The organism is Streptomyces sp. YGL11-2 (genome assembly GCF_050054615.1).
Lineage (GTDB): Bacteria > Actinomycetota > Actinomycetes > Streptomycetales > Streptomycetaceae > Streptomyces.
The window spans coordinates 153,087-165,862 of the sequence record NZ_JBNHIN010000006.1; the positions used below are offsets into that span (position 1 = coordinate 153,087).

Below are 12,776 nucleotides of genomic sequence, written 5' to 3' on the forward strand. Positions count from 1 at the left end.
AAGTATCCTTCATCGCGGGGACAATTGCGAGGGGATTCCACGGCCGAAACGAGCCAGATCCCATCACCCGCACCGACACCGCACGAGGACGTCGCATGAGCGAGATCGACCGGAACCGCGCCGCCCGGGCCGAGGCCAGGACGCGCATCGAGGACGTGGCCGCCCGGCTGTTCGCCGAGCGCGGCTTCGCGGGCACCACCATCGGGGAGATCGCGGCCGAGGCCGGTCTGAGCAAGCCGATGCTCTACCGCCACTTCGACTCCAAGCAGGAGCTCCATCTCGCCCTGCTGGAGCGACACCGAGACGAGCTGGCCGCCGCCCCCGTCCATGAACTTCTGCATGGTGAAGGCGACTTGGGCCGCCGTATGGAGGCGATGTACGACGCCTGGTTCGGGTACGTGCAGACCCACCCGTACACCTGGCGGATGATGTTCCGCGACACCACGGGCGACGCGGAGGTGCAAGCCTTCCACCGCGAACTCCAGCGCAGGCAGCGCGAAACGGACATGGCCCTGCTGCGCGAGTTCGTCCCCGGCATCCCGGAGGCCGAGCTGGAACCCCTCGGCGAGGCCATCCGCAGTTCGCTCTACGGGCTCGCCCTGTGGTGGCTGGATCGCCCGGAACAACCACGCGAGGTCCTGGTCGCGACCATGACCCGCATCACGCGTGGCTTGATATCAACGGTTGAGGGGGCGGCGGAGGGGAGCTGGGACGACTGAGGGGCGTCCGGACGGCTGAGGGGCCGCACGGCAGCGGCTGCTCGTATCTGCTGCGGCTGCTCGTACCGCGGAAGCTGCTCGTACCGCAGAGGTCGCTCGCACCGTCCCGGCCCTCACCCCGCCCCCTGAGCCACCGCCTCCTAAGCCACCGCACCCGGGTACAGCGCCGCCCGCAGATGCTCCGTCCAGTGGGCCGTCGTTTCCTTCGCGAGGCGGGTTTCGGGTGCGTACAGCTCGAAGCCGTGCCAGGCGCCGGGCACATTGCGGACGGTGACCGGCACTCCGGCATCCATCAGGCGCCGGGCGTACGCCAGGCCCGCGTCGCGCAGCGAGTCGAGGTCGCAGACCTGGACATAGGCGGGTGGCAGCCCCGAGAGGTCGGAGGCGCGAGCCGGAGAGGCGTAGGCATCCGGCGTCGTCCCCTCCGGCGGGTAACCCTCCGGGAGGTAGTGGCGCCATGCCGCGCGGACCGAACGCCGGCTGTTCACCAGGGGGTTCGGGGTGGTGTCGGAGGTGTCCGCCGGGATGGGCTCATCGGCGACGCGGTCGTCCAGGTCGGGGATGCACATCGACTGGTAGGCGATGGCCGGGCCGCCGCGGTCGCGTGCCATCAGGGCGACCGCCGCGCTCAGCCCGCCGCCCGCCGACCTGCCGGTGACGGCGATCCGTTCGGGGTCGATGCCCAGTTCGGCCGCCTGCGCCGCCGTCCATTCCAGGGCGAGATAACAGTCCTCCACACCGGCCGGATAGCGGTGCTCGGGCGCGAGGCGGTATTCGACGGTGATCGTGACGGCGGGCAGGTTGCGGCAGAGTTCGAGCGCGGTGCGGTCCTGGCCGGGCAGCGAACGGCCGATGGCATAGCCGCCACCGTGGAAGTGCAGTACCGCAGGCAACGGCGCCACGGAGGAGGTGTCACCGGTGTCACCGGTGTCACCGGTCTCCTCCGGCCAGTAGACCTCGACCGTCAGCGCGCTGCCGTCCGGCCGTGGGACGTCAAAGCGCTTGCTGCGTACGCCCGAGCGGTCGGCCGCACGCATCGACAGCACCGCATGGAACCTCTCGCGGGTGGCCGCGATGTCCTCATACGCGTCGGAGTACGGTGGCAACGCCTTGAGGAACGGCATGAGTTCGGGGTGGACCTGTATACCGGGCGGTACGGCCATGACGGGCGCTCTCCTCTGGTCACGACGGGCGTACGCAGCGCGCGTACGCAACGCCTCACTCTGCACCGCGGCACCGACAGCCGCCGGAGTAACGGCGAAAGAGGTGCGTCAGGGCCGGTGGGTGGCTTGGCAGATGGCCCGGCAGATCGTCAAGGAACGGCGCATCCGGTGTAGCCGGCAGCGCGGCCATGCCCCGATGCCAACCGGCGCTCCCGCGTGCCCGTAGCGGGACGGCCCGAACGCAGGACTGCCCGCCAACGGCACTCCCCGCCAACGGCATTCCCCACTAACGGCACTCCCCGCTCACTTCGCGTCCGCGTAGCACTCCACCACCGCCGTCGTGAACGGGAACCGCACCGGTGTCGGCCCGAAGGCGATCCGTCCCGCCGAGTCCGCCGCCGTCGCGATCGCCTCGGACACCGTCCCGGCCTCCTCCGCCGGGCAGTGCACGATCACCTCGTCGTGCTGGAAGAAGACCAGCTCGGCGCGGAGTCCGGGCCGTGCCAGGGACTGGCGCAGTGCGGCCAGCATCAGCAGCGCCCATTCGGCGGCGCTGCCCTGCACCACGAAGTTGCGGGTGAAACGGCCGCGGGCGCGGGCCGCGGAGCTGCTGCCGTACCCCGTGGGTGCCTCGTCCTCCTGAGGCAGGCCCGCTTCGTCGGGGGTGGCCATGGACGCGGGCGGGCAGGTGCGGCCCAGCCACGTGCGCACCAGGCGGCTCTCCTCGCCGGCGCGGGCGGCGTCGTCGACATACGCCACCGCGGCCGGGTAGCGGCGGCGGAGATCGGCCATGTGCTTGAGGGCGTCGCCCGAGGTCTGGCCGTAAATGGCGCCCAGCAGGGCGAGTTTGGCCTGGTCGCGGTCGCCGCCGAAGGCGCGCGCCGCCAGATCCGCATACAGGTCCCGGCCGCTGCCCGCCACCTCCATCAGGCCCCGGTCGCGGGAGACGGCGGCCAGCACCCGGGGCTCCATCTGGTCGGCGTCGGCGACCACCAGGCGCCAGCCGGGGTCGGCGCGCACGGCCTGCCGGATCACCTTGGGGATCTGGAGAGCGCCGCCGCCGTTGGTGGTCCAGCGGCCGGAGACCGTGCCGCCGGGCAGGTACTCGGGGCGGAAGCGGCCGTCGTGCACCCACTGCTGGAGCCAGGACCAGCCGTGGGCGGTGTGGAGGCGGTAGAGGGACTTGTACGCGAGCAGCGGTGCCACCGCGGGGTGGTCGATCTGCTGGAGTTCCCACTTGCGCGTCGAGGTCAGGGCGATGCCGGCACGGGCGAAGGCCCTGATGATGTCGTTGGGCAGATCGGGGCGGACCCGTACGCCCGCCCCGAAGGCCCGCGACACCTCGTCGGCCAGCTCCGCCATACGGCGCGGCTCCAGCCCGCCCGGATAGCGCTCGCCCAGCAGTCCGTCCAGCACCTCCCGGTGCACATCCGTCCGCCAGGGCAATCCGGTCCGCGCCATCTCCGCGGCGACCAGCATGCCCGCCGACTCGGCCGCCAGCAGCAGCCGCATCCGCTCCGGATGCTCGGTCTCGGCCGTACGCGCCACCTGGCCGGCATAGACCTCCAGCAGCGCGGTGAACTCGTCCGTGCCCGGTGGCAGCGGCACCGGTCCCGGCTCGAACAGGGACGGCTGGGTCTCGGCGGCGCGCGCGGGAGCGTCCTGCGGAACGGGCAGGCCGTGCAGCCGCGCCCAGGCGGCGGCCAGCGAACGCGGCTGGCCCGACTGGCCCTCCTCGTGGCCGATCAGCAGCGCCTCCGCCGCCTCGACGTCGTAGCAGCGCTCGACCCGCACCCCGCAGGCCAGCAGGCGCCGGTAGATCTCGGCCGTGGACCGCCACACCCAGCGCTCGACCTCGGGGCGCGACCGCACCGCCTCGGTGAGCGAGGGCTCGCTCACCACCGGACCGGCGGGGCGGCCGTCCTGAGTGAGCGGACAGAGACGAACACCCCCGTCGTCCGTCTCTGCCACCGCCCATCTCATGCCACCGAGTCTTGCACCAGGGTCTGACAATGCCGCCGAGCCCGGCCTCGGCGAGGCACCGGGAGCAAGGCGGCGTCGCCGACGGTGCCGCTCCCGGCAGTGCCGGCACATCCGTGGCGGCGGCTCCGGGGGCTGCCCTGGGCGGGTCCCCTGGTGACGCCCTTCGCCGCGGAGCACCGCCCTCCGGGTCGCCCCGTGCAGCAGCCTGGGGGTACCTCCCAGCGGTAGCTGGGGAGCGTCGAACGCGGCGGGCGTCGCCGGGCTGTGCGCCGCCAGATAGGCCGGAACCACCGTTGCGGCGGCCTCCTCGGGGTCCGGCAGACCGCGCCATCCGGGCACCCGGGAACGGGGAGCGGTGAAGATCACGTGCTGCCCCCGGGGCGGTCCCTGGCACAGCCGTCCGGTCCTGGCGAGTGGTTTGACGACGGTGCCCCGGCCTGAGGACAACTGGCTCGCCCAGCCCATCCAGACCGGGGCGCTCCAGCAAGGCCGCGGTCAGCTCCTGACGGGTCAGCAGCCGGCCGTCCAGGAGGCCGTCGACGGCCTCACCGAGCACCTCCATCTGCTGCGGATCCACCACGAACGCCCGCAGCGAGGACGGCTTTTCCCACGTGCGCGTGGCCTCCAGCAGCGAGAGGTACGCGGCCGCCCCGCCAGCAGGCAGCAGGTGCAGGGTGCCGCGCATCGCTCAGGTCTTGACCAGGGTGCGCGCGGCGAGGGCCCGCCGCACGGCAGCGGCGTCCGGGGCCATCTGCCGTGTCGTCACGGCGAGTTCGGCGGCGGAGGCGACCTGCGCCCGGACGCCCGCCAGCCGCGTCACCACTTCCTCGGCCGGGGCGTCGGTGCGCGGCGTCGGACTCTGCCGCCGCAACCGTCAGGCCAGCACCTGCGCGTGGGATACCTTCATGACGCCATTGCACGCGACGCCACTGACAATCAACCGTGTGTCACGGTTGACGTGTGACGATGGCGCGGACGGCGGGTGCTGGAAGCGGTAGAGCGCGTGTCATATGGCCGCCACTGCTGTCCCATACGACACTTTCGTCCACTATCACCCGATTGGTCCCGCTACTTTTGCCCGGTTTGTTGCGTTGAACTGCTTGTCGCTCCAGGCGGCGCGTACAGAATCCTGAATTCTGCTCAGTGAATGAGGTTCATCGTGAAGTTTGTCTCCAAGGCCGTCGCCCTGTCCGCCGCCGCGGGCATCGCCGTCGTCGGTGGGGCCGGTGTGGCCAGCGCCGGCGGCCACCACCGCCACCACCACCACAAGGGCGCCCTCGCCGTAGGCAAGGCCGTGGGCTCGCCCGGCGTGCTCTCCGGCAACCTCATCCAGGTGCCGATCGACATGCCGATCAACGTCTGCGGCAACTCCGTCACCCCCTTCATCGGGGTGCTCAACCCGGCGTTCGGCAACGTCTGCATCAACAAGTAGTCCCTGCCGAGCGGTTGAGGCCCGCCCCTCCGGGGCGGGCCTTCCGCATGCCGTGCCCCGGGCCCGTCGGCGTTCCCGTCACGGCGTTCGGCGCGGCCCGGCGAAGGCCATGCCGCGCCGACGCCCCGGTGCGGTGATATCTGTCTATGGTTGCGTGGCAACCGGGTGAATCGGCGAAACCGCACCCTCGAAGGGGAGTTGATCCAGTGCGCTCCGGATACGGGCACTCCGCTGCGAGAAGGGTGTGATGTGATCAAGAAGGTTCTGGCCACGACGGCTGCGACCGCATCCCCGGTCGGTATCTCGGCGACGGTCGCCCCGCAGGCGATGGCGATCGGTGGCCACCACGGCACTCCGACGGTCAACGGGAACGGCGCCAAGAGCGCATTCGGCTACTCCACGACGCACGGCAGGACGAGCCCGCAGCGGGAGCTGATCCAGGGCTCGCTGAACAAGCCGTGCATCGGTTTCCCCGCCAAGGCCGACGTCGGCTCGCTGGCAGGGAGCGTTCCGGTCACGGTTCAGGGCGTGGCTCAGGACGTCGATGTGCTGTCCTCACCGCGGAACCGGCAGTGCGCCGAGCGCTCCGCCCAGGCCATGGGTGACGAGGCGCTGTCGCACACCATCGACGACATTCCGATCCGATCGGGCAGCGGCGTGCACAACCACTGAGCCGGCCATCGGCCGCAGGCCAGGATCTCCGCGGCTCGCTCTCCGCGCGGCCCCGGGCCTGCGGTATCGCGTGACGAACCATAGGGCCGGAATTCTCCACCCCTATCGGCGAGAATTAGTATTCGGCAGTCGCCGCGCCTGTTCGAATTATGGTGTTTTTTCCGCATCGTATGTGCGGGGTGTTTCCTGAAATGGTCTTGCGACATTCGGGCGATTCCTCCGAAAACTTCTCCGCAAGAGTTTCGTCGACGAGGAGAAATCGTTACCAATATCGACAGCGGAGTTACGGGCGAGTAGATCCGCGCCCGTGCGACACGACGGTCGTGTGCGCTACGGACCCGCTGCAGGAAGGGCGCAAAGTGAAGTACGCAAAGGTCGCCGCAGTCACCGCCGGTACGCTCCTCGCAGTGGGCGCTGCTACGCCGGCGTTCGCCGGCGCGGGCGCCAAGGGTGCCGCCAAGGGGTCCCCCGGGGTGCTCTCGGGCAACCTCGTCCAGGTGCCGGTCCACATCCCGATCAACGTCTGCGGCAACACGGCCAACTTCATCGCGATCCTCAACCCGGCATTCGGCAACAAGTGCATCAACCGCTGACTCGAAGAAATTCGAGCCGTGTTGATGTGACCGGCCCCGGCTCGCCCCCACTGCGTGTCGGGGCCGGTGGCATTCGGCTTGTACGGGGTGTATCGGAACGGCCGGCAGCTTTCGAGTGGCGCCGCCAAGAAGGCGGAAATCCATAGTTTCTCCGGGGGGTGGCACTCGTTAGTCAGGGGGAAAAGCGGTGTTCCGAGCAGCGAAGTGATTGCTCACGTGGCGCTGATGCCGCGATCTCCACAAGCACCGCCCCAGAAGGGACAGTTGAAAGTGAAGTACGCGAAGTCTGCCGCGGTTGTGGCTGGTTCTGTCATGGCGCTGGGCGCGGCCGTCCCCGCTTTCGCTGCCAATCCCGGCTCGCCCCGCATGGGCCACAACGGCGCAGGGGCCGCAGCGCTGCACAACAAGCACCTCGAAGGCCGCCAGATCACGCCGCTGGTCGACACCGTCAAGAAGACGGCCGAAACCGTCAAGTACGGACCGAAGAGGATTCTTGGTGGCGCCACGGGGGCCACAAAGAACAGGAAGGGTTCGCTGCTCGGCGGTCTGCCGGTCACCAGGTAACGCATCCGGCGACGCGGAAATTCACTTTCCTGTGTGTTCGCCCGGTGAAATCGGCGCGGCTGTGAGACGCCTCAGCCGCCGGACCGTCAACGTGTACGCCGGCCGGAACCGGACGGTCGGCACCACGGTCCGGATGGCGGATCGCAGCCGCGTTGGCCCTGCATCGGTCTGGCTGCCACGGCGAACTTCGGCTCGCTGTTCGGCTGTGTCCTGGTCTCGGTGCAGGGCATCAATGCGCTGTCCGCGCCGTGGAACCGGCAGTGCGCCAAGCACTCAGCCCCAGGCCAGGGGCGACAAGGTGTTGTCGCGCATCATCGACGACATGCCGATCCGCTCGGGCGACGGCAAGCGCGGGCGCTGACCGCGCACGTAATTCCCGGGCCGCCCAGATTTCCTTCGTCTGGGCGGCCCGGTTTTTCTTTTTCGGTTGCGCTGACGTACGGAATTGTTATTCGGTCGTGACCTCGGGGTGGCGTGTCGAATCGTTGAGGTCGGTGTGTGGTGGGGCGCATGCAAATGCCTTCGTGGGATTGGTGGGGGTGCCGGGGTATTGGCATGGTGGCTGGAAGTGAGAAAGGGGCCGGGGAATCGTCGTCGTTGTGCGGGTTTCTCGGGTGCCGGTGTGAGTCGTGGTTATGGCGTGGCGTAGGGGCCCGTTTCGGGAGTTCCTTCTCCTGAAGGTTTTGCGCGATGATGAAGATGATGGCGCCGCGGGAATTGTGGTGTCGTTTGCGGGGGGCTCGGGCGCGGCTGCTTCCCGCGCCATGGCGATCGGGGATCAGGACGGCCCCGCACCGTTGACGGCAACGGCTCCCAGCACGGTCCAGGGCGTGGACGAGCTGTTCTCGCTGCGGAACCGGCAGTGCACCGGGAACCCGGCGCAGGCCGACGGCGACGAGACGCCGTCGCGCATCGGGGACGACATCCCGATCTTCTCGGGCGTGGGCAACCGCTGACGGGTTTCGGCCCCGGCCGAGGCGGCCAGGGCGTTCCCGGGCGGCCGGCTCCCTCTGTGCGGGGAGCCGGCCGCCGGTCGTGCCGGCGGCCGCGGGGGTGCGTTCGGAGCGGTCGGCGGGTTTTTTCTGGCAAAATTGGAGAAAGGTTATAAAGGCTATTAAAGGTAATTAATCGAGGGGGAGTGGGCATGCTCATCGCGCTGGCGCAGACGGACTGCGTGCTGGGAGATGTGCCGGAGAACCTCCGGATCGCACGGGAGCAGATCGAGCAGGCGGCGGCCCAGGGGGCCGATCTCGTGGTGTTCCCCGAACTCAGCCTGCACGGCTACCACTTGGGGGCGCTCAAGCGGGACAAGTCCATCGAGGCGAGCGATTCGCGGCTGCTGGAGCTGAGCACTCTGGGGCCGGACGTGCTGGTCGGCTTCCACGAGCACACCAGCCTGCGCGCGTACAACACTTCCGCGCACTATGCGGACGGGGCGCTGGTGCATGCGCACCGCAAGCTCTATCTCCCCAACTACCTGGCCTGGGAAGAGCGCAAGCACGTCAGCCCGGGGCAGTCGCTGCGCGCGTACGAGCTGACGAAGTCGAAGACCGGCGGGCGGGGCGCGACGCTGGTGTGCAACGACGCCTGGCAGCCCGTACTGCCGTGGCTGGCGGTGCAGGACGGGGCCGAGGTGCTGTTCGTGCCGACCAACAGTGCGGCGAGCCTGGATCCGGAGGCGATGGACACCGGGCTGTACTGGGACACGCTGCTGGCCTATACGGCGAAGATGCTGCAGTGCTGGGTGGTGTTCGTCAACCGGGTCGGCAACGAGCACGGGGCGACGTTCTGGGGCGGCTCGCGGGTGGTGGACCCGCGGGGCGCGGTGGTGGCGCAGGCGCCCAAGTGGGAGCCCGCGCTGGTCACCGTGGACATCGATCTCGCCGAGGCGCGACGGCAGCGCCGGGCGGTGCCGCTGGTCGCGGAGGCCCGGCTGGGGCTGATCGACCGCGAGGTGCGGCGGTTGATCGAGGAGGGCGGCGACAGCTGAGTGCGGTGGCCGCCGGCCGGGTCAGTGGCCGGGGGCCTGCTCCGGGCGGGGGGCCTGCTCCGCGTGGGGCGCCTGGTCCGGGCGGGGGGCGTCGGCCGGGCGCTCGTCCTTGAGGGCCTTGGCCTCCGACTTGAGGATGCGCATCGAGCGGCCGAGGCCGCGCGCCATGTCGGGGAGCTTCTTGGAACCGAAGAGCAGCACGAGCACGGCGACGACCAGGATCAGGTGCCAGGGCTCCAGGGCGTTGCGGAACATGGACGCTCTCGCTTTCGTCGGGGGTGCCTGCGGAGTCTGTCCAGTATTACCCGAACGGCCCGGCTGCCGACCCCCAGGGGGCGTTCCGGGGGACGGCGGCCGGGCGGTGGGCTACCAGCTGGACTTGCGTACGCCCGGGAGATGGCCCTGGTGGGCCTGTTCGCGCAGCCGGACGCGGGAGAGGCCGAAGGCGCGGAAGTAGCCGCGCGGGCGGCCGTCGACGCCGTCGCGGTTACGGACGCGGGTGGCGCTGGCGTCCCGGGGCTGGCGGGAGAGCTCGCGCTGCGCGGCCGTGCGCTCCTCCTCAGGGGTGTGCGGGCTGCGGATGACGGCCTTGAGGACGGCCCGGCGGGCCGCGTAGCGGGCGACGGTCGCGCGGCGCTGCTCGTTCTTGGCGATCTTGCTCTTCTTGGCCATCAGACCTTCTCCCCCCGGGCGCGGATACGGGCGACGGCCGCTTCGATGCCGATCGCGTCGATGGTTTTGACGGCCTTGGTGCTGAGCGTCAGGCGGATGTGCCGGCCCTCGCTCTCCAGCCAGTAGCGCTTGCGCTGGATGTTGGGGTCGAAGCGGCGCGGGGTGCGGCGGTGCGAGTGGGAGACGGTCTTGCCGAAGCCCGGCTTGCGGCCGGTCAGCTGGCAGTGGGCGGACATGGAGCGGTCCTTTCGGTGGTCGGGCCCTCCGGGGGCTTATTGAAAATGGAAACCATTTGCGTATACTACCTGGCATGGCCCGCAACGAAACACGCCCGGTCGTCAAGCTCCGGTCCACCGCCGGCACCGGGTTCACATACGTCACCCGCAAGAACCGCCGCAACGACCCCGACCGCCTGGAACTGCGCAAGTACGACCCGGTCGTCGGGCGGCACGTCACCTTCCGAGAGGAGCGCTGAGGTCCGATGAAGAACGGAATCCACCCCGCCTACGGGCCCGTCGTCTTCCGCGACCGGGCCGGGGACTTCGCCTTCCTGACCCGCTCGACGGCGACGAGCGACAAGACCATCGAGTGGGAGGACGGCCACACCTATCCCGTCATCGACGTCGAGATCTCCTCGGCGAGCCACCCCTTCTACACAGGCGCCGCCCGGGTGCTGGACACCGCCGGCCGGGTCGAGCGGTTCGAGCGCCGGTACGGCAAGCGCGGGGCCCGCTGATGGAGCGGCTGAGCGTCGCGTTGGTGGGCGGGCTGCACGCGGATGCCCGGCGGGCCGCGGTCGAGCGGCTGCTGCGCACCGTGCCCGGCAGCGTCGCCCTCCACCACGACCTGGCCTCGGCCGCCGACGGCACCGTGCGGCGCACCGTCCGCGACGCCGGCGGCACGCTGGACACCGGTGAGGCGCCGCTGGTCAACGACTGCGCCTGCTGTGCGCTGCGCGAGGACCTGGTGCCCGAGCTGGAGCGGCTGGCCGCCGGCCGGACCTGCCGGCTGGCGGTCGTGGAGCTGTGGGACTCGGTCGAGCCGAAGGCGATGGCCGAGGTGATCACCGCGTGCGTCAGCGAGAACCTGGCGCTGACCGGGGTGATCACCGCCGTCGATCCGGCGCTGCTGCTGCCGTATCTCGCCTGCGGCGACGATCTGTCGGAGGCGGGGCTAGCGGCCGCGGCCTCCGACCAGCGCACGGTCGCCGACACCTGGGCGCGGCAGCTGGAGTACGCGCCGGTGCTGGCGCTGGCCGCGGGGGAGGAGGCCGCGGACGAGGCCGATCTCGCGCTGCTGGCGCAGCTGCACCCGACAGCGCGCCAAGTGGACGTGGCGTCCGTCGAGTTGGCCGCCGCGGCGCTGGCCGGATTCGACGTGGAGGCGGCTGCCGCCCGGCAGCATCCGGCGTGTGCGCTGCTGCCGCAGGAGGCCGATGCGGCCGGGGTCGGCACGCTCGTCTGGCGGCGCACCCGGCCCTTCCACCCCGAGCGGCTCTACGCGGCCCTGGAGGACCTGACCTGTGCGGCGGCGCGCAGCCGGGGCCGGTTCTGGCTGGCCGACCGGCCGGACGCGCTGCTGTCCTGGGACGCGGCGGGCGGTGCGCTGTGCGTGGAGAGCGCCGGGCCGTGGCTGGCCTCGCTGCCGGACGCCGCCTGGGAGATGGTGCCGCCGATGCGCCGGGCCGCCGCCGCGCTGGACTGGCATCCGGAGCACGGCGACCGGGCCCAGCACCTGGTCTTCACCTCGCCCGGCCTGGACCGCGAGGGGCTCCGGTCCCTGCTGGAGTCCTGTCTGCTCACCGACGCCGAGTACGCGGGCGGGCCGCCGGCCTGGAAGAGCCTTCCGCCCGCCTTCGACGCGCTCCTCGACCCGGTGTCGTGAGGCGCCGTTCGTTCGGCGTCGTTCCGTTCGGCGTCGTTCCGTGAACTCCCCTTCCGCGAGGCGCCGTTCTGTGGGGCCCGTCCTGTGGGTCCCCGTCCCGTGAGGCGGCGTTCCGCGGGCTCCCGTTCCGTGAGCCCGTGGTCCGCCCCTCGCCGAACCGGCCGTTCTCCGCTGGGGAACCGGCCGCATCCGCACGCACGAGAAAGCCGTGACCATGCCCCGTAGGCCCGACCCGCGCCGTAAGCCCGCGCCCCGTCCCAACCCGCTGGACGCGGCCGGGATCACGTACATCGACTACAAGGACACCGACCTGCTGCGGAAGTTCCTCTCGGACCGCGGCAAGATCCGGAGCCGTCGGGTCACCCGGGTCACCGCCCGGCAGCAGCGGCAGCTGGCCCGCGCGATCAAGAACGCCCGGGAGATGGCGTTGCTGCCGTACGCCTCGCGGTGATGCACAGGAGGATACGTAGGAGATTCCCTACGTTTGACGCGTAGGGAATCTCCTGCATAGACCCGACCACGATCCGTGTCGCGCACTTCCTCGCGCATCCTCCGGTCAAGGTCTGGCGGGCGCTGACCGAGCCGGAGCTGATCGCCCAGTGGCTGATGCCCGGTGACTTCCGGCTGGAGGTCGGCCATTGCTACGAGATGCGGACGCCGCCCCGGCCGAACAGCAACTTCTCCGGCACCGTCGTCGCCGAGGTCGAGGCGTTCGAGCCCGAGCGGATGTTGCGGCTGCGCTGGCGGGACGCGGACGAGGGGCAGGGCAACCTCGCCGACTGGACGATCACCTGGACCCTGGAACCCGAAGGGCGCGGTACGCGTCTCTTCCTCGTCCATGAGGGCTTCGACCCGGACGATCCGTTCCAGGTGCAGGCGCACAGGGTCATGGGCGGCGGATGGCGGTCGATTGTGACGGAGGGTTTGGGGAAGGTGCTCCAGGGGCGGTGAGCGCGCCACGGACGGTGACCGCTCCACGGGCGGTGACGGTCTCGGCACCGGCTGTCGTGCACGTGCATCTGCGCATGCATCCGCATGTGAACGCAGCTATGATCCGGGGCAGTTGACACCGTTTATCACCGCGTTCACCACCGGGAGAGCCCT

18 protein-coding genes are annotated in these 12,776 nt (G+C 70.5%); 12 read left to right on the forward strand and 6 right to left on the reverse strand.

Translation table 11 applies throughout. From position 1 onward, the window contains the following. The first annotated feature begins 95 nt into the window (after nucleotides 1-95). On the forward strand, nucleotides 96-719 hold the full coding sequence (locus ACO1BR_RS09725; protein ID WP_426794622.1) for a TetR/AcrR family transcriptional regulator: 624 nt from the start codon (nucleotides 96-98) through the stop codon (nucleotides 717-719). Between the two features lie 140 nt (nucleotides 720-859). Here ACO1BR_RS09725 and ACO1BR_RS09730 read toward each other — a convergent pair whose 3' ends face one another. The 3 genes from ACO1BR_RS09730 to ACO1BR_RS09740 all read right to left on the reverse strand — a co-directional run bounded on the left by ACO1BR_RS09730 (nucleotide 860) and on the right by ACO1BR_RS09740 (nucleotide 4,736). Then, nucleotides 860-1,882: an alpha/beta hydrolase gene (locus ACO1BR_RS09730; RefSeq protein ID WP_426794623.1), complete on the reverse strand. Its 1,023-nt coding sequence runs from the start codon at nucleotides 1,880-1,882 to the stop codon at nucleotides 860-862. Between the two features lie 303 nt (nucleotides 1,883-2,185). Next, entirely contained in the window at nucleotides 2,186-3,865 is a 1,680-nt protein-coding gene (locus ACO1BR_RS09735; protein ID WP_426794624.1) for a bifunctional 3'-5' exonuclease/DNA polymerase, read from the reverse strand. A gap of 688 nt (nucleotides 3,866-4,553) precedes the next feature. After that, on the reverse strand, nucleotides 4,554-4,736 hold the full coding sequence (locus ACO1BR_RS09740) for a hypothetical protein (protein WP_426794625.1): 183 nt from the start codon (nucleotides 4,734-4,736) through the stop codon (nucleotides 4,554-4,556). Nucleotides 4,737-5,024: 288 nt separating this feature from the next. Here ACO1BR_RS09740 and ACO1BR_RS09745 point away from each other — a divergent pair, with 288 nt between their 5' ends. The 6 genes from ACO1BR_RS09745 to ACO1BR_RS09770 all read left to right on the forward strand — a co-directional run bounded on the left by ACO1BR_RS09745 (nucleotide 5,025) and on the right by ACO1BR_RS09770 (nucleotide 9,116). Further along, entirely contained in the window at nucleotides 5,025-5,297 is a 273-nt protein-coding gene (locus ACO1BR_RS09745; protein ID WP_426794626.1) for a chaplin, read from the forward strand. Nucleotides 5,298-5,546: 249 nt separating this feature from the next. Then, entirely contained in the window at nucleotides 5,547-5,969 is a 423-nt protein-coding gene (locus ACO1BR_RS09750; RefSeq protein WP_426794627.1) for a rodlin, read from the forward strand. 359 nt (nucleotides 5,970-6,328) lie between these two features. Beyond that, nucleotides 6,329-6,562 carry a chaplin gene (locus ACO1BR_RS09755; protein WP_426794628.1) on the forward strand — a complete coding sequence of 78 codons (234 nt, stop codon included), beginning with the start codon at nucleotides 6,329-6,331 and terminating at the stop codon, nucleotides 6,560-6,562. A gap of 270 nt (nucleotides 6,563-6,832) precedes the next feature. Then, the gene (locus tag ACO1BR_RS09760) at nucleotides 6,833-7,126 is read left to right on the forward strand and encodes a hypothetical protein (RefSeq protein WP_426794629.1); all 294 of its coding nucleotides are present in this window, start codon (nucleotides 6,833-6,835) and stop codon (nucleotides 7,124-7,126) included. Nucleotides 7,127-7,956: 830 nt separating this feature from the next. Continuing rightward, nucleotides 7,957-8,082, forward strand: a complete 126-nt coding sequence (locus ACO1BR_RS09765; RefSeq protein WP_426794630.1) for a hypothetical protein — start codon at nucleotides 7,957-7,959, stop codon at nucleotides 8,080-8,082. 188 nt (nucleotides 8,083-8,270) lie between these two features. Continuing rightward, complete coding sequence (locus ACO1BR_RS09770; RefSeq protein WP_426794631.1) at nucleotides 8,271-9,116, forward strand: nitrilase-related carbon-nitrogen hydrolase; 846 nt, start codon at nucleotides 8,271-8,273, stop codon at nucleotides 9,114-9,116. A gap of 21 nt (nucleotides 9,117-9,137) precedes the next feature. Here ACO1BR_RS09770 and tatA read toward each other — a convergent pair whose 3' ends face one another. The 3 genes from tatA to rpmB form a co-directional block, all read right to left on the reverse strand. Then, complete coding sequence (gene tatA, locus ACO1BR_RS09775; protein WP_426794632.1) at nucleotides 9,138-9,371, reverse strand: Sec-independent protein translocase subunit TatA; 234 nt, start codon at nucleotides 9,369-9,371, stop codon at nucleotides 9,138-9,140. 111 nt (nucleotides 9,372-9,482) lie between these two features. After that, nucleotides 9,483-9,788: a 30S ribosomal protein S14 gene (gene rpsN, locus ACO1BR_RS09780; RefSeq protein ID WP_159508830.1), complete on the reverse strand. Its 306-nt coding sequence runs from the start codon at nucleotides 9,786-9,788 to the stop codon at nucleotides 9,483-9,485. After that, nucleotides 9,788-10,024, reverse strand: a complete 237-nt coding sequence (rpmB, locus tag ACO1BR_RS09785; protein WP_159508828.1) for a 50S ribosomal protein L28 — start codon at nucleotides 10,022-10,024, stop codon at nucleotides 9,788-9,790. Before rpmB ends, rpsN begins: the two co-directional genes overlap by 1 nt. Nucleotides 10,025-10,098: 74 nt before the next feature. On the opposite strand from rpmB, the gene rpmG reads away from it, so the two are divergent. From rpmG to ACO1BR_RS09810, 5 genes are all read left to right on the forward strand, one after another. Continuing rightward, nucleotides 10,099-10,263 carry a 50S ribosomal protein L33 gene (gene rpmG / locus ACO1BR_RS09790; protein ID WP_159508826.1) on the forward strand — a complete coding sequence of 55 codons (165 nt, stop codon included), beginning with the start codon at nucleotides 10,099-10,101 and terminating at the stop codon, nucleotides 10,261-10,263. Nucleotides 10,264-10,269: 6 nt separating this feature from the next. Further along, nucleotides 10,270-10,524, forward strand: a complete 255-nt coding sequence (locus ACO1BR_RS09795) for a type B 50S ribosomal protein L31 (RefSeq protein WP_159508824.1) — start codon at nucleotides 10,270-10,272, stop codon at nucleotides 10,522-10,524. After that, a complete protein-coding gene (locus tag ACO1BR_RS09800; protein WP_426794633.1) occupies nucleotides 10,524-11,672 on the forward strand; it encodes a CobW family GTP-binding protein in 1,149 nt (382 codons plus the stop codon). Before ACO1BR_RS09795 ends, ACO1BR_RS09800 begins: the two co-directional genes overlap by 1 nt. 214 nt (nucleotides 11,673-11,886) lie before the next feature. Further along, nucleotides 11,887-12,123, forward strand: a complete 237-nt coding sequence (gene rpsR / locus ACO1BR_RS09805) for a 30S ribosomal protein S18 (RefSeq protein WP_159508820.1) — start codon at nucleotides 11,887-11,889, stop codon at nucleotides 12,121-12,123. Nucleotides 12,124-12,170: 47 nt separating this feature from the next. Further along, the gene (locus ACO1BR_RS09810) at nucleotides 12,171-12,623 is read left to right on the forward strand and encodes an SRPBCC family protein (protein WP_426794719.1); all 453 of its coding nucleotides are present in this window, start codon (nucleotides 12,171-12,173) and stop codon (nucleotides 12,621-12,623) included. The last annotated feature ends 153 nt before the right edge of the window (nucleotides 12,624-12,776 follow it).